Origin of the sequence: Streptomyces sennicomposti, assembly GCF_019890635.1 — a bacterium.
Classification (GTDB): domain Bacteria; phylum Actinomycetota; class Actinomycetes; order Streptomycetales; family Streptomycetaceae; genus Streptomyces; species Streptomyces sennicomposti.
The window spans coordinates 115,992-131,812 of sequence record NZ_JAIOAB010000008.1 but is presented as its reverse complement, the minus strand read 5'-3'; the positions used below and the strand labels follow the sequence as shown (position 1 = coordinate 131,812).

The 15,821-nt window shown below is 71.7% G+C and carries 14 protein-coding genes and 1 pseudogene; 12 read left to right on the top strand and 3 right to left on the bottom strand.

The window, feature by feature from the left end; genetic code table 11:
• The first annotated feature begins 242 nt into the window (after positions 1-242).
• Positions 243-743: a GNAT family N-acetyltransferase gene (locus K7787_RS07645; RefSeq protein WP_223000944.1), complete on the top strand. Its 501-nt coding sequence runs from the start codon at positions 243-245 to the stop codon at positions 741-743.
• 4 nt (positions 744-747) lie between these two features.
• Here the strand turns inward: K7787_RS07645 and K7787_RS07640 are convergent, their stop codons facing one another.
• Positions 748-1,323, bottom strand: a complete 576-nt coding sequence (locus tag K7787_RS07640; RefSeq protein WP_043261493.1) for an adenylosuccinate lyase — start codon at positions 1,321-1,323, stop codon at positions 748-750.
• 436 nt (positions 1,324-1,759) lie between these two features.
• Here K7787_RS07640 and K7787_RS07635 point away from each other — a divergent pair, with 436 nt between their 5' ends.
• From K7787_RS07635 to pssA, 9 genes are all read left to right on the top strand, one after another.
• Positions 1,760-3,565: a 3-hydroxyacyl-CoA dehydrogenase family protein gene (locus K7787_RS07635; protein WP_223000920.1), complete on the top strand. Its 1,806-nt coding sequence runs from the start codon at positions 1,760-1,762 to the stop codon at positions 3,563-3,565.
• A 136-nt stretch (positions 3,566-3,701) separates the two neighbouring features.
• Positions 3,702-4,529, top strand: a complete 828-nt coding sequence (locus tag K7787_RS07630; RefSeq protein WP_009191451.1) for a TetR family transcriptional regulator — start codon at positions 3,702-3,704, stop codon at positions 4,527-4,529.
• 589 nt (positions 4,530-5,118) lie between these two features.
• Positions 5,119-6,456 (top strand): crotonyl-CoA carboxylase/reductase, encoded by a 1,338-nt coding sequence (ccrA, locus tag K7787_RS07625; RefSeq protein ID WP_009191450.1) that lies wholly within the window; start codon positions 5,119-5,121, stop codon positions 6,454-6,456.
• Between the two features lie 16 nt (positions 6,457-6,472).
• Positions 6,473-8,521, top strand: a complete 2,049-nt coding sequence (locus K7787_RS07620; RefSeq protein WP_169439175.1) for an ethylmalonyl-CoA mutase — start codon at positions 6,473-6,475, stop codon at positions 8,519-8,521.
• Positions 8,518-9,483: an HpcH/HpaI aldolase/citrate lyase family protein gene (locus K7787_RS07615; protein WP_009191448.1), complete on the top strand. Its 966-nt coding sequence runs from the start codon at positions 8,518-8,520 to the stop codon at positions 9,481-9,483. The genes K7787_RS07620 and K7787_RS07615 overlap by 4 nt, the downstream gene beginning before the upstream one ends.
• 5 nt (positions 9,484-9,488) lie before the next feature.
• On the top strand, positions 9,489-10,001 hold the full coding sequence (locus K7787_RS07610) for a MaoC family dehydratase (RefSeq protein ID WP_009191447.1): 513 nt from the start codon (positions 9,489-9,491) through the stop codon (positions 9,999-10,001).
• 2 nt (positions 10,002-10,003) lie between these two features.
• Entirely contained in the window at positions 10,004-11,209 is a 1,206-nt protein-coding gene (locus tag K7787_RS07605; protein WP_223000919.1) for an acyl-CoA dehydrogenase family protein, read from the top strand.
• A 171-nt stretch (positions 11,210-11,380) separates the two neighbouring features.
• Positions 11,381-12,037 carry a phosphatidylserine decarboxylase gene (locus tag K7787_RS07600; protein WP_009191445.1) on the top strand — a complete coding sequence of 219 codons (657 nt, stop codon included), beginning with the start codon at positions 11,381-11,383 and terminating at the stop codon, positions 12,035-12,037.
• A gap of 22 nt (positions 12,038-12,059) precedes the next feature.
• The gene (pssA, locus tag K7787_RS07595; RefSeq protein ID WP_019985128.1) at positions 12,060-12,878 is read left to right on the top strand and encodes a CDP-diacylglycerol--serine O-phosphatidyltransferase; all 819 of its coding nucleotides are present in this window, start codon (positions 12,060-12,062) and stop codon (positions 12,876-12,878) included.
• Between the two features lie 262 nt (positions 12,879-13,140).
• Here the strand turns inward: pssA and K7787_RS07590 are convergent, their stop codons facing one another.
• Positions 13,141-14,277: a glycerate kinase gene (locus tag K7787_RS07590; RefSeq protein WP_078625032.1), complete on the bottom strand. Its 1,137-nt coding sequence runs from the start codon at positions 14,275-14,277 to the stop codon at positions 13,141-13,143.
• Between the two features lie 188 nt (positions 14,278-14,465).
• Between K7787_RS07590 and K7787_RS07585 the strand changes: the two genes are divergently transcribed.
• The gene (locus K7787_RS07585) at positions 14,466-14,966 is read left to right on the top strand and encodes an NUDIX domain-containing protein (protein WP_164391609.1); all 501 of its coding nucleotides are present in this window, start codon (positions 14,466-14,468) and stop codon (positions 14,964-14,966) included.
• Positions 14,967-15,052: 86 nt separating this feature from the next.
• Here K7787_RS07585 and K7787_RS31645 read toward each other — a convergent pair.
• Positions 15,053-15,189, bottom strand: a pseudogene (locus K7787_RS31645) (DUF2191 domain-containing protein); the annotation flags it as partial.
• Positions 15,190-15,364: 175 nt separating this feature from the next.
• Here K7787_RS31645 and K7787_RS07580 point away from each other — a divergent pair.
• Positions 15,365-15,796: a DUF7144 family membrane protein gene (locus tag K7787_RS07580; RefSeq protein WP_223000918.1), complete on the top strand. Its 432-nt coding sequence runs from the start codon at positions 15,365-15,367 to the stop codon at positions 15,794-15,796.
• Positions 15,797-15,821 lie beyond the last annotated feature (25 nt).

Sequence of the window (15,821 nt, the reverse complement as noted above, 5' to 3'; positions counted from 1 at the left end):
CCTCCGGCCACCCCCGCCCACGACCCCGCCCCCGACGGGCCGTCAGACCTGGGCCTGGCGGCCCGTCGGGGGCGCAGGGCGCGGGGACCGTCGTCGCGTCCGGGTCCGTGGTCGACCACTGACCCGCTGTCAGACCCGTTGTCAGACCCGTGGTCCACCATGGACCCATGACCGGTCCGACGAGGTTCCCCGCCCCCTCCGGCGTCTCCCCCGCCGCGGGGCTCTCCCCTGCCGTCCGGAGGATGACGGCCACCGACTGCGAGCGCGTGGCCGAGATACGCGTCCAGGGCTGGCGCGACGCCTACCGGGGGCTGATACCCCGGTCGTACCTCGACGCGCTGAGCGTCGAGCGCGACGCCGAGCGCCATCGCACCCGGGTGGCGCGGGGTGACGCGCACCGGGTGGACCTCGTCGCCGAGGAGGCCGGACGGGTCGTCGGCTGGGCCTGCCACGGGCCGTACCGGGACGGCGAAGTGCGCACCGAGGACGCCGAGTTGTACGCCCTCTACGTGGCCCCCGGGCACCAGGGCCGGGGGGCCGGGCGGGCGCTGCTGACGGAGGCGGTGCGCCGCTGCGCGGCCGACGGCCGTCCGCGTATGTTCCTGTGGGTGCTCAAGGGGAACACCCGGGCGCGGCGCTTCTACGAGCGGGCCGGGTTCCGGGCGGACGGCGCCGAGGAACCGTTCGAGGCGGACGGCGTCACCGTGCCCGAGGTGCGGTACGCGACGGACCTGCGGGGCTGAGCCCTCACCCCCGCGCCGGGAGGACGGCCAGGGCGCGCACCGCCGCCTCGGCAAGGGCGGGGTGGGCCAGGGCCTCGGTGAGGACGGGGCGGGCGCGGGGGTCGCCCAGGGCGCCCAGGCCCTCCACGCAGGCGAGGGCGACCCGGCGGTAGGGGTCGTGGGGGCGCAGCCGGCGCTGGAGGGTGGTGATCAGCGCGGGCACGGACTCGGGCGCGCGCAGGCGCGTCAGCAGGCGCACCGGGTGCAGGGCGTAGGCGACGCGCAGTTCGTTGGTGGCCAGGGCCGCCGCCGCCCGGGCCGTACGCGGGTCGCCGAGGCGGGCCAGGGCGTACGCGGCGGCGGCGCAGCGCTGCGGGTCGCGGTGGTTCAGCAGCAGGACGAGGGCCTCGAAGGACCGCCGGTCGCCCGCGGCCCCCAGCCGGACGGCGGCCAGTTCGCGCGCCCACAGCGGCTGCCCGGGCGCGGTGAGGACCTCGGCCAGCTCGTCCGGGTCCTCGGCGGCCGCCAGATGCCGGAAGGCGGCCGTGTCGCCGGACTCCTGCCGTAAGCGCTCCGTGAGTGATCGCAACTCTTCGTCCACGAAGGCCAGCGTAGGGGCGCGGCGGGCGGCGCGGGACCCGGATGACGAAGACCCGGACCGCGAAGTCAGGGGGGTGGCGCGCTCGTTACCCACGGGTTAAGCTCAGACGAGCGAGTTACCCACTCGCACCGCCTCGCAGCGGCCTGGTGACGCAGCCGCCGCGAGTGCTGTCGGTTCGGTGCACCAGGTACGGCGTACGACTCCGCAGGACTCGTACGACAAGTACCGCTGTACCGCAGTACGACCCGGCTTCGGGACAGAGCCGGTCGGCTTCCCGCCGCTGCCCGGGCGTGTGCGCGCCCGCGGCGACCGGCGCCGGGCGTGTGCGCTCGTAGCCCGGAACACCCGCACCCGAAATTCCCTCACGCACCCGGTGCGCCCCTCGGCGCACCCGGTCGCGTTCCCAGTCGTCACCCCTCATTCCTGGAGTCCCGCGATGGCCGCTCCCCTCTCCGACAGCCCTCTGTCCCCGCTGAAGACGATCGCCGTGGTCGGTCTCGGCACCATGGGCGCCGGCATCACCGAAGTCCTCGCCCGGGCCGGCCGCGAGGTCGTCGGCATCGACGTCAGCGAGGCCGCGACCGCCAAGTGCGTCGCCGCCCTGGAGGCCTCCACCGCCCGCGCCGTGGAGCGCGGCCGGCTGACCGGGCAGGAGCGCGCGGACGTCCTCGCCCGTGTGCGCACCGCCACCGAACTGTCCGCCGCCGCCGACGCCGACCTGGTCATCGAGGTGGCCCCGGAGTCGTACGAGATCAAGCAGCAGATCTTCCGCGAGCTGGACACCGTCGTGCGGCCCGGCGCGATCCTCGCCACCGGCACCAACGCCCTGTCGGTGACCCGCCTGGCCGCCGACTCCGCGCACCCCGAGCGCGTCCTCGGCCTGCACTTCTTCAACCCGGCGCAGGCGATGAAGCTGGTCGAGGTGGTCTCCTCGGTGCTCACCGCGCCGCAGGCCGTCGCCGCCGTCACCGACCTCGCCCTGGAACTGGGCAAGGAGCCCGTCGCGGTGGGCGACCGGCCCGGGTTCGTCGCCGACGGGCTGCTGTTCGGCTACCTCAACCAGGCCGCCGCGATGTACGAGGCGAAGTACGCCTCCCGCGAGGACATCGACGCCGCGATGCGCCTGGGCTGCGGTCTGCCGATGGGCCCCCTGGCCCTGCTGGACCTGATCGGCGTGGACACCGCGCGTACGGTCCTGGAGGCCATGTACGCCGAGTCGCGCGACCGGCTGCACGCCCCCGCGCCGATCCTCAAGCAGCTCAGCGAGGCCGGGCTGACCGGCCGCAAGGCGGGCCGCGGCTTCTACACCTACGAGGCCCCGGGCAGCGCCACCGTCGTGCGGGACGCGCTGACCCCGCTGGAGGGCGGCGCGCTCGCCGCCGGCCGCCCGGTGCGCTCGGTGGGCGTGGCCGGGTCGGGCACCATGGCCTCCGGCATCGCCGAGGTCTTCGCCAAGGCCGGCTACGAGGTGGTGCTGGCCGCGCGCAGCGCGGAGAAGGCCCAGACCGCCAAGGCCCGTATCGGCAAGTCGCTTTCGCGCTCCGTCGACAAGGGCCGGCTGACCGCCGAGGCCGCCGCGCAGACCCTGGACCGGATCACGGCGACGGGCTCCTACGACGACTTCGCCGACGTGGACCTGGCCGTGGAGGCCGTCGCCGAGGACCTGGCCGTCAAGCAGCAGCTGTTCGCGACGCTGGACAAGGTCTGCAAGCCGGGCGCGGTGCTCGCCACCACCACCTCCTCGCTGCCGGTGGTCGCCTGCGCCCGCGCCACCTCGCGTCCCCAGGACGTGATCGGCATGCACTTCTTCAACCCGGCCCCGGCCATGAAGCTGGTCGAGGTCGTGCGCACGGTGCTGACCGCCGAGGACGTGCACGCCACGGTCCGCGAGGTGTGCGGGCGGATCAGGAAGCACCCCGTGGACTGCGGCGACCGGGCCGGTTTCATCGTGAACGCGCTGCTGTTCCCGTACCTGAACAACGCGATCAAGATGGTGCAGGAGCACTACGCGACGCTGGACGACATCGACGCGGCGATGAAGCTCGGCGGCGGCTACCCGATGGGGCCGTTCGAGCTGCTGGACGTGGTCGGCCTGGACGTCTCGCTGGCCATCGAGAAGGTGCTGCACCGCGAGTTCCGCGACCCGGGCCTGGCGCCGGCGCCGCTGCTGGAGCACTTGGTCGCCGCGGGCTGCCTCGGCCGCAAGACGGGCCGCGGCTTCCGCGAATATGCCCGCCGCTGAGCCGTCCGGCGACCGGCCGCCGGACGGCCGGGAGTGGGGTGGTCTGCTGGAGCCAGCCGCCCCGCCCCCGGCCGCCGGGGGCGGCGGAAGCCGGGGAGCCGCGCACCGGGCCGCGCACATGCAGTACGTTCGGGTCATGCCCCAGCCCGCCAAGTCCTCACGCACCCCCGCCACGTCCGACGCGCCGGAGAGCGCCGCCGGCTCCCGCGCCGCCGCCCAACGGCTCAAGATGCGCCGGGAGCTGGCCGCCGCCGCGATGGAGCTGTTCGCGACGAAGGGGTACGAGGCGACCACGGTCGACGAGATCGCCGCGGCGGCCGGGGTCGCCCGCCGCACCTTCTTCCGCCACTTCCGCTCCAAGGAAGAGGCGATCTTCCCGGACCACGACGACACCCTGATCCGCGCCGAGGCGGTCCTGAACGCCGCGCCCGCGCACGAGCACCCGCTCGACACGGTGTGCCGGGGGATCAAGGAGGTCATGAAGATGTACGCGGCGCGGCCGGACATCTCGGTGGCCCGCTACAAGCTGACCCGCGAGGTCCCGACGCTGCGCGAGGCGGAGATCGCCTCGGTGGCCCGCTACGAGCGGCTGTTCACGCGCTATCTGCTGGGCCACTTCGACGAGCGCGCGCACGCCGACGACGCCAACGACGACCCGCTGCTGGCCGAGGTCGCCGCCTCCGCGGTGGTCACCGCGCACAACCACGTGCTGCGGCGCTGGCTCAGGGCGGACGGGCAGGGCGACGTGGAGGCGCAGCTCGACCACGCCTTCGCGATCGTCCGCAAGACGTTCGGCACCGGGATCGGGGCGGGGCGCAGCACTCCGCCGGCGTCGGCGGCCCCCGCGGGGCCCTCCGGGGCGACGGTGTCCCACCAGGGCGAGGTGCTGGTCACGGTGGCCCGTACGGATGCTCCGCTGGACGAGGTCATGCGGACGATCGAGGAGGCTCTGAAGAGCCGCTGAGAGGTGTTGTCCGCCGGGCGCCCAGGGGGCGGTGGGGTCCGGTTTCGTGGGCGGGTGCGGGTGGTCTGTGGCTGGGCGCGCAGTTCCCCGCGCCCCTGGCAGGCGGCGGGCCTGCGGCCCTGCCACCCGCCGGCCCGCCGCCGGAAGTTCCCGCGCAAGTCCCCGCCCGAATACCCACCCCCGCTGTGATGACGGCCACCCCTCCGGGTGGCCGTTTTGGCATGTCAGAGGCCCTTTTCTGGGGGCTCCGACATGCCGTTCGATCGATCATCGCTCATTTGTTACGTAAAGATTTCGCCTGAGCGGAATTCCTGGCACTCAGTGCCTTGCCAGCTGACACGCGGTGTCATACGTTGAAGAGGTCCGAGCGGCCGGAGTGCGGCGAACCGCACGCACGCCGGCTGTCCCGGCAGACCGATGGCCTGCCCGCCCGGACGCCTGCGTCACAGGCACCCTCCCGCGCCACAAAGCGCTGCCACGCACCACCGAGCCGAACCGACGGCGCCCCTCCCGAAACACCCAGCAGCACCGACGTACCCCTCAGCGCCCCTCCCTCAGGGCGCTCATCGCCGGAGGCAACACCGTGACCGTGAAGGACATCCTGGACGCGATCCAGTCGAAGGACGCCACGTCCGCCGACTTCGCCGCTCTGCCGCTCCCCGAGTCGTACCGCGCGATCACCGTGCACAAGGACGAGACGGAGATGTTCGCGGGCCTGGACACCCGCGACAAGGACCCGCGCAAGTCGCTGCACCTGGACGAGGTGCCGCTGCCCGAACTCGGCCCGGGCGAAGCCCTGGTGGCCGTCATGGCCTCCTCGGTGAACTACAACTCCGTGTGGACCTCGATCTTCGAGCCGCTGTCCACGTTCGGCTTCCTGGAGCGCTACGGCCGCACCAACGAGCTGGCCAAGCGGCACGACCTGCCATACCACATCATCGGCTCCGACCTCGCGGGCGTCGTCCTGCGCACCGGCCCCGGCGTCAACGCCTGGAAGCCCGGCGACGAGGTCGTCGCGCACTGTCTGTCCGTCGAGCTGGAGTCGTCCGACGGCCACAACGACACCATGCTCGACCCCGAGCAGCGCATCTGGGGCTTCGAGACGAACTTCGGCGGCCTCGCCGAGATCGCCCTCGTCAAGTCCAACCAGCTGATGCCGAAGCCGGACCACCTCAGCTGGGAGGAGGCCGCGGCGCCCGGCCTGGTCAACTCCACCGCCTACCGCCAGCTCGTCTCGCGCAACGGCGCCGGCATGAAGCAGGGCGACAACGTCCTGATCTGGGGCGCCAGCGGCGGCCTCGGCTCCTACGCCACCCAGTTCGCGCTGGCCGGCGGCGCCAACCCGATCTGCGTGGTCAGCAGCCCGCAGAAGGCGGAGATCTGCCGGTCGATGGGCGCCGAGGCGATCATCGACCGCAACGCCGAGGGCTACAAGTTCTGGAAGGACGAGAAGACCCAGGACCCCAAGGAGTGGAAGCGCTTCGGCAAGCGCATCCGCGAGCTGACCGGCGGCGAGGACATCGACATCGTCTTCGAGCACCCCGGCCGCGAGACCTTCGGCGCCTCCGTCTTCGTCACCCGCAAGGGCGGCACCATCACCACCTGCGCGTCCACCTCGGGCTACATGCACGAGTACGACAACCGCTACCTGTGGATGTCGCTGAAGCGGATCATCGGCTCGCACTTCGCGAACTACCGCGAGGCCTGGGAGGCCAACCGCCTCATCGCCAAGGGCAAGATCCACCCCACCCTGTCGAAGGTGTACTCCCTGGAGGACACCGGCCAGGCCGCCCACGACGTGCACCGCAACGTCCACCAGGGCAAGGTCGGCGTGCTGTGCCTGGCGCCCGAGGAAGGCCTGGGCGTGCGCGACGAGGAGATGCGCGCCGAGCACCTCGACGCCATCAACCGCTTCCGGAACATCTGAGACACCGAGGTCATACATGACTGAGCGTCAGCCTGCCGGGGACCGGCGGGAGAAGGACCGGCCGTGGCTCATGCGCACGTACGCCGGTCACTCCACGGCCGAGGCGTCCAACGAGCTGTACCGGCGCAACCTCGCCAAGGGTCAGACGGGTCTGTCGGTGGCGTTCGACCTGCCGACGCAGACCGGCTACGACTCCGACCACATCCTCGCCCGCGGCGAGGTCGGCCGGGTGGGTGTGCCGATCGGGCACCTCGGTGACATGCGCCGGCTGTTCCAGGACATCCCCCTGGAGCAGATGAACACCTCGATGACGATCAACGCCACCGCCATGTGGCTGCTGGCGCTCTACCAGGTCGTCGCCGAGGAGCAGGGCGCGGACATCACCAAGCTCCAGGGCACGACCCAGAACGACATCGTCAAGGAGTACCTCTCGCGCGGGACGCACGTGTTCCCGCCCGGGCCGTCGCTCCGGCTGACGACGGACATGATCGCGTACACGGTCTCCCACATCCCGAAGTGGAACCCGATCAACATCTGCAGCTACCACCTGCAGGAGGCCGGGGCCACGCCGGTGCAGGAGATCGCGTACGCGATGTCCACCGCGATCGCCGTCCTGGACGCCGTGCGCGACTCGGGCCAGGTGCCCGAGGAGCGCATGGGCGACGTGGTGGCGCGGATCTCCTTCTTCGTGAACGCGGGCGTGCGCTTCGTCGAGGAGATGTGCAAGATGCGGGCGTTCGGCCGCATCTGGGACAAGATCACCCGCGAGCGGTACGGCATCGAGAACCCCAAGCACCGCCGCTTCCGCTACGGCGTCCAGGTCAACTCCCTCGGGCTGACCGAGGCGCAGCCGGAGAACAACGTCCAGCGGATCGTGCTGGAGATGCTGGCCGTCACCCTCTCCAAGGACGCCCGCGCACGCGCCGTGCAGCTGCCCGCCTGGAACGAGGCGCTCGGCCTGCCCCGCCCCTGGGACCAGCAGTGGTCCCTGCGCATCCAGCAGGTGCTCGCTTACGAGAGCGACCTGCTGGAGTACGACGACATCTTCGAGGGCTCGAAGGTGATCGAGGCGAAGGTGGCCGGCCTGGTCGAGGAGGTGCTCGCCGAGATCGACCACATCCAGGAGCTGGGCGGCGCGATGGCCGCCGTGGAGTCCGGCTACCTCAAGTCCCAGCTGGTCGCCTCGCACGCCGAGCGCCGGGCCCGGATCGAGTCGGGCCAGGAGAAGATCGTCGGCGTCAACATCTTCGAGGGCACCGAGCCCAACCCGCTCACGGCCGATCTGGACACCGCGATCCAGACGGTCGACCCGGCGGTCGAGGCACGGGTGATCGCCGCGCTGCAGAACTGGCGCGACACCCGCTACCAGCCGCCCTTCAACCACCCGCGCCCCTGCAAGGCGCTGGAGCGGCTGAAGGAGGCCGCCAAGGGCACCGAGAACCTGATGGAGGCCACCCTGGAGTGCGCCCGCGCGGGCGTCACGACCGGCGAGTGGGCCGGGGCGCTGCGCGAGGTGTTCGGCGAGTTCCGGGCGCCGACCGGGGTGTCCTCGGCGCCGGTGGCGGTCACCGCCGAGGCGGGCTCGGCCCTGTCGGAGGTGCGCCGCAAGGTGGAGCTGACGGCCCAGGACCTCGGGGTGGGCAAACTGCGCTTCCTGGTCGGCAAGCCGGGCCTGGACGGCCACTCCAACGGTGCCGAGCAGATCGCCGTGCGGGCCCGCGACGCCGGCTTCGAGGTGGTCTACCAGGGCATCCGGCTCACCCCGGAGCAGATCGTGGACGCCGCCCTGGCCGAGGACGTGCACGCGGTGGGCCTGTCCATCCTGTCCGGCTCGCACGCGCAGCTGGTGCCGGACGTGCTGGAGCGGCTGCGTGTGGCCGGTGCCACAGATATTCCGGTGATCGCCGGTGGCATCATCCCGAACGGTGACGCCGAAGACCTGCGGGCCGCCGGCGTGGCCGCCGTCTTCACCCCGAAGGACTTCGACATCACCGGCATCATCGGCGCGATCGTCGACGAGATCCGGAAAGCGAACAAGCTCGACCCCCTGGAGGTCCCCGCATGACGACGCCTGTCAACCGCCTGCGCCCGCGGCGCTCGTGTCTGGCGGTCCCCGGCAGCAACCCGCGCTTCCTGGAGAAGGCGCAGGGCCTGCCCGCCGACCAGGTCTTCCTGGACCTGGAGGACGCCTGCGCGCCGCTGGCCAAGCCCGAGGCGCGGCACACCATCGTCAAGTTCCTCAACGAGGGCGACTGGACGGGCAAGACCAGGGTCGTGCGCGTCAACGACTGGACGACCGAGTGGACGTACCGGGACGTCGTGACGGTGGTCGAGGGGGCCGGCCCGAACCTCGACTGCATCATGCTGCCGAAGGTGCAGAACGCCCAGCAGGTCGTCGCCCTCGATCTGCTGCTCACCCAGATCGAGAAGACCATGGGCTTCGAGGTCGGCCGGATCGGCATCGAGGCGCAGATCGAGAACGCCCAGGGCCTCAACAACGTCAACGAGATCGCGCAGGCCTCCCCGCGCATCGAGACGATCATCTTCGGCCCGGCCGACTTCATGGCGTCGATCAACATGAAGTCGCTGGTCGTGGGCGAGCAGCCGCCCGGCTACCCGGCGGACGCCTACCACTACATCCTGATGAAGATCCTGATGGCCGCGCGCGCCAACGACCTCCAGGCGATCGACGGCCCCTACCTCCAGATCCGCAACGTCGACGGCTTCCGCGAGGTGGCCGGCCGCGCCGCCGCGCTCGGCTTCGACGGCAAGTGGGTGCTGCACCCCGGCCAGGTGGACGCGGCCAACGAGGTGTTCTCGCCCTCCCAGGAGGACTACGACCACGCCGAGCTGATCCTGGACGCGTACGAGTACTGCACGTCCGAGGCGGGCGGCAAGAAGGGCTCGGCGATGCTCGGCGACGAGATGATCGACGAGGCCAGCCGCAAGATGGCCCTGGTCATCGCGGGCAAGGGGCGGGCGGCCGGCATGCGGCGCACGTCGAAGTTCGAGATCCCGGAGGCCTGAGCGCGATGCAGTTCGGACGCACCTACGAGGAGTTCGAGGTCGGGGCCGTCTACAAGCACTGGCCCGGGAAGACGGTCACGGAGTACGACGACCACCTCTTCTGTCTGCTCACCATGAACCACCACCCGCTCCACATGGACGCGAACTACGCCGAGTCGACGACCGACTTCGGCAAGAACGTCGTCGTGGGCAACTACATCTACTCCCTGCTGCTCGGCATGTCCGTCCCGGACGTCTCCGGCAAGGCGATCGCCAACCTGGAGATCGAGTCGCTCAGGCACGTGGCGCCGACCTTCCACGGCGACACGATCTACGGCGAGACGACCGTGCTGGACAAGTGGCCGTCGAAGTCGAAGAACGACCGCGGCATCGTGCACGTCGAGACCAAGGGCTACAAGCAGGACGGCACCCTCGTGTGCGTCTTCCGCCGCAAGGTGATGGTGCCGACCGAGACGTACATCAAGGAGCGCGGCGGCGAGCAGCCCGGCCGCCCGGAGCTGAAGGCGCAGGAGAAGTAGAGATGAGCCGTCTCGCCCAGACCCACGGCCTCACGGACGTCCAGCAGGAGATCCTCTCCACCGTCCGCGACTTCGTGGACAAGGAGATCATCCCGGTCGCGACCGAGCTGGAGCACCGCGACGAGTACCCCCAGCAGATCGTGGACGGACTGAAGGAACTCGGCCTCTTCGGCCTGATGATCCCCGAGGAGTACGGGGGCCTGGGCGAGTCTCTGCTGACGTACGCGCTGTGCGTGGAGGAGATCGCCCGCGGCTGGATGTCGGTGTCCGGAATCATCAACACCCACTTCATCGTCGCGTACATGCTCAAGCAGCACGGCACGCAGGAGCAGAAGGACCACTTCCTGCCGAGGATGGCGGCCGGCGACATCCGGGGCGCGTTCTCGATGTCGGAGCCGGCGCTCGGCTCGGACGTGTCGGCCATCTCCTCCAAGGCGGTCAAGGACGGCGACGAGTACGTCCTGACCGGCCAGAAGATGTGGCTGACCAACGGCGGCACCTCGTCGCTCGTCGCGGTCCTGGTCCGAAGTGACGAAGGTCACCCCGAGGGCACCGCGCCGCACAGGTCCATGACGACCTTCCTGGTGGAGAAGGAGCCCGGCTTCGGCGAGGTCCGGCCCGGCCTCACCATCCCCGGGAAGATCGACAAGATGGGCTACAAGGGCGTCGACACCACCGAGCTGATCATGGACGGCCTGCGCATTCCCGCGGACCGCGTGCTCGGCGGGGTCACCGGCCGGGGCTTCTACCAGATGATGGACGGCGTCGAGGTCGGCCGGGTGAACGTGGCGGCCCGTGGCTGCGGTGTCGCGCAGCGTGCCTTCGAGCTGGGTGTGCGGTACGCCCAGCAGCGCAGCACCTTCGGCAAGCCGATCGCCCAGCATCAGGCCATTCAGTTCAAACTGGCCGAAATGGCCACCAAGGTCGAGGCCGCGCATGCCATGATGGTGAACGCGGCCCGCAAGAAGGACTCCGGGCAGCGCAACGACCTCGAGGCCGGTATGGCCAAGTACCTGGCCTCGGAGTACTGCAAGGAGGTCGTGGAAGACGCCTTCCGTATCCACGGCGGATACGGCTTCTCCAAGGAGTACGAGATCGAGCGCCTCTACCGCGAGGCGCCGATGCTGCTCATCGGTGAAGGTACCGCCGAGATCCAGAAAATGATCATCGGCCGCAGGCTGCTCGAAGAGTATCGGTTCCAAGGCTGATTGTCCGCGTACGGGGTGTTTTCGCCGAGAAGAAGATCACACCCCGTCAGCGGTTACCGGCCGCCGACTCGGCTTCCCGGCTTACCCAGTTGTGGCCCTTAACCGCTACGATCGCGGAAAGCCGCCGTCCCCCGTCGAACAGCGCGGCATCATCCGCTACGAAGGTCATCCATGCCCCACAGCCAAACCTCTGCACCTCGCGACAGCCTCGCCGGCGTACGCCTCGCGCGCGGAGCATCGCCGTGGCTTCTGCCGACCGTCGCCACCGCAGCCGTCAGCCTTGTCCGCGCCCGCCGCTCGGGCGTGGCCAAGGCCGTGGCCGTCCCCGCCACCGCGCTCGCGGCGGGGATGCTGTGGTTCTTCCGCGACCCCGAGCGCGAGATCACCCAGGGCCGGGTCGTCTCGCCCGCCGACGGAGTGGTGCAGAGCATCATGCCGTGGAAGGACGGCCGCACCCGCGTCGCCATCTTCATGAGCCCGCTGAACGTCCACGTGAACCGCGCCCCGCTCGCCGGCACGGTCACCTCGGTCGAGCACATCCCCGGTGGGTTCGTCCCGGCGTTCAACAAGGAGAGCGAGAACAACGAGCGGGTGGTCTGGCACTTCGACACCGAACTCGGTGACATCGAGATGATCCAGATCGCCGGCGCCGTGGCCCGCCGCATCGTCCCGTACATCCCGTCGGGCACCAAGGTCGAGCAGGGCGAGCGGGTCGGCCTGATCCGCTTCGGCTCGCGGGTGGACCTCTATCTGCCCGAGGGCGTGGAGGTCGCCGTCGAGGTCGGTCAGAAGACCGTGGCTGGGGTGACTCGCATTGACCGTGATTGATCCAGACACCCAGGCCGGCTGGGTGCCCGAGGCCGACGAGCTGGACGACGAGGAGGAGATGCCTCTCTCGCTCCGGCTGTCGATAGCGGACACCCTCACCCTGGGCAACGCGACCTGCGGCTTCATGGCCGTGTACTTCACCACCACCGGCATCCTGATCCCGCACCTCACCGGGAGCCAGGAGAACGGCATGGCCCGGCACAGCGCCGCCACGGCGGTCATCCTGATGCTGTGCGCGGCCGTCTTCGACCTGTTCGACGGACTGGTGGCCCGCAAGCTGCGCTCCTCCCCCATGGGCGCGGAACTGGACAACCTCTCCGACCTGATCAGCTTCGGTCTGGCCCCGGCGTACTTCGTCCTCGTCTACGGCATGGTCGCCGACGACGCGCACCAGAGGGTGGCCGCGCTCGGGGCGATCGTGGTGCTGCTGGCGGTGGTGCTGCGGCTCGCGAGATTCTCCTGCGTGACGTTGAAGGACGGCATGTTCCAGGGCATGCCCTCGCCCTTCGGGGCGCTGACGGTGGTCTCCATCGTGCTGCTGGAGCTGCCCTTCGTGGCGACGCTGCTGGCGATCCTCGGCACGGCGTGGCTGATGGTGAGCCGCGTGGAGTACCCCAAGCCGCGGGGCCGGCTCGCCGGTGCGATGCTCGCCTGGATCGTGCTGTCGATGGGGCTGCTCGCCGGGTGGGCGTTCGACGCCCCCAGCGGGCAGCTGCTCCTGCAGACCGGCTGTGCGCTGCAGCTGGTCATGGGCGCGGTGATCCCGTTGTTCGCCACGGCACGCCGGGTGAACAACTTCCGCGACAACCGTCGCGAGGCGCGGGCGGCGCAGCTGCCGTGACGCTCCGCTCGTGACGCACACCTGAGAAGGGCCCCGGACCGGTTCGGTCCGGGGCCCTTCTGCGTGGCGCGTGCTCGTCCCTGAGGGCTCCGCCCCCCAGACCCCCGGCCTATGCCCACCGCCACCCGACTCGCTGAGTCTCCGGCGCGCCCTGGCACACTCAGCGCGCGCCCTGAACGGCGGGGGCTGGGGGCGGCAGCCCCCGGGTACGGGACAGGTAGGGGCGGCGGGGGCGAGAATCCCCGGCGCCCAGCCCCCCCCCTCAGCTCAGGAAGTCCCGGGCGATCTGTTCCGCGACGCGTTCCAGGATGGGGCCCGCGTCCGCGATGCACTTCGCCACGTCCGGCTCGACGGCCGTGAGCGGATACGCCCGGCGGATCCCGGCCCGCCCCACCGCCTCCGCCGGCAGCGCCAGCCGCCCGCACACCGCGACGACCTCCTTGCCCGCCGCCCGCGCGGCCGCGGCCACCCCGGCCGGGGCCTTGCCGTGCAGGGTCTGCTCGTCCAGCGACCCCTCCCCGGTGATCACCAGCGAGGCCCGCTCCAGCGCCGGCGCGAAGCCGAGCACGTCCAGCATCACGTCGATCCCGGCGCGGAACCGCGCCCCGAGGATCAGCGCGCCGTACCCGATGCCGCCCGCCGCGCCGGCCCCCGGCGAGGCGGCGTACTCGGCGGCCTTCGGCCCGATCGTCTCCTCCAGCACCTTCGCGTAGTGCGCGAGCGCCGCGTCCAGCGCCGCCACGTCGTCCGGCGAGGCGCCCTTCTGCGGCCCGTACACCGCGGGCGCGCCCTTCGGCCCGGTCAGCGGATTGTCCACGTCGCTGGCGAGCACGAACTCGACCGAGGCGAGCCGCTCGTCCAGCCCGGACAGATCCGCGCTCGCGAGGGACGCCAGTCCCCCGCCGCCGGGCGGGACGGGTTCTCCGGACGCGGTGCGGAACCGCGCCCCGAGCGCCGCCAGCATGCCCGCGCCGCCGTCGGTGGTCGCGCTGCCGCCGACGCCGAACACGATCGTCCGCGCGCCCGCGTCCAGCGCGGCCCGCAGCAGCTCTCCGGAGCCGTACGTCGAGGCGGTGAGCGGCGCGAAGACCCCGGCGGGCAGCCGCTGCAGCCCGCTGGCCTCGGCCATCTCCACCACGGCCGTGTCGCCGCGCAGCGCGAACGCGGCCGTCACCTCGTCGCCGAGGGGACCGGCGACCCGTACCTCCCGGCGCTCGAACCCGGCGGCGACCGCCGCGTCCACCGTGCCGTCGCCGCCGTCGGCGACCGGCAGCGCCTCCACCTCCAGGTCCGGCACGACCCGGCGCAGCCCGGCCGTCACCCGCTCGGCGACCTGCACGGCCGTCAGCGAGCCCTTGAACTTGTCCGCGGCAATCAGCACCCCACGGGTGCCGTGCACTGCAGCGTCCGCCACCTTGCGTTCCCCTTGCTCTCCGGGCCCCGCACACGGGGGCCAGTCGCGCCGCTGCGACCATAACCGGCGACCGCCCCCGCCGTCATGCCCCGCCCGCCCCCTGAGAAGCGCGGACAGCGTGCGGGCCGGCACAAGCAGGTGGGGCGGGGGGTCCGGCTGGATACCCTTCCAGGATGAGCACTCCAGACATCCCGGACTACGCCACGTACATCGCGGGCCTGCCCCGTGTCCTCTCCGCCGCCGCCGCCCTCTTCCGCGACGAGCGGGGGCGGGTGCTGCTGGTCGAACCGAACTACCGGGAGGGGTGGGCGCTGCCGGGCGGCACGATCGAGTCGGACACGGGCGAGACCCCGCGCCAGGGCGCGCGCCGCGAGACCCTGGAGGAGATCGGCCTCGACCGCGAGCTGGGCCGTCTGCTCGCCGTGGACTGGGTGCCCGGCGCCGGCCGGCCGCCGCTGGTGGCGTACCTCTTCGACGGCGGCGTGCTCGCCGAGGAGGAGCTGAAGGCGATCCGGCTCCAGGAGGAGGAGCTGCTGTCCTGGCGGCTGGTCGACCGGGGCGACCTCGCCGCCCATCTGCCGGGCGCCACCGGCCGCCGCGTCCTGGCCGCTCTGGAGGTCCTCACCGAGGGCGGCGGCACGGCGGAGCTGGAGAACGGCCACCGCGCCGGCTGACCGGCAGGCCCGGCGTCGGCCGTCCACCTGGCGGGGCTTGCCGTCCACCTCGCGCAGCGCCTCGTCGTGCGCGGCGGTCCCGGTCCTGGCCCGCGTGCGATGCCCGCGTGCGACGCAGGGCGCGGACGGCCGGCTCGACGGCGTCCTGGGGCCTGCCCGCACCGGCGAGCACCATGGCCTCGACGACGAGATCGGCGTCGAGCGGGACAGAGGCCTTGGCCATGCCCGGGACGCTGGTGCTGTGGCCGGGAAGGGCCTCCCGAGCGCGGTTTCGCGCACCTGGCCGCCCCGCCCGGTCGCGGCGGCGGGGAATCGCGGTCAGGCTGGCAAGGGAGCGTGGTTCGCCTCGCGCAGAGCCGTGTGCCACGGCGGCCGCGCAGGACAGGAGGGCGAAGACCATGGCAACGACTTCCGGCAGGACGCGCCCGGAGCGGGACGGGCCCGGCAGGGGCGGGACGATCGACAGCGCGGCCCTGTTCGCCGGGGCGGCGCTCATGCTGAGCGGCCCGCTCAGCATCCTCCTCGGCGTCACCGGCATCGCGCAGGACACCCTGTTCTCCCCGCCCGGTTACGCGTACCGGTTCGATCTGACCTCCTGGGGCTGGCTCCATCTCGCGATCGGGCTGGCCCTGGTCGTCGCCGGCATGGGGATCCTGGCCGGCAGGAGCTGGGGCCGGGGGGCCGGCATCGCGGTGGCGGGGGTCAGCCTGATCACCCAGTTCATGTTCATCCCGTACTACCCGGTGTGGTCCATCGTCGTGATGGTCCTGGACCTGGTGATCGTGTGGGCCCTGGCCAGGGGCGCCGCCGGGGCGGCCGGGGGCCGGTGAGCACGGCCCCCGCGCGGCCGGGAGG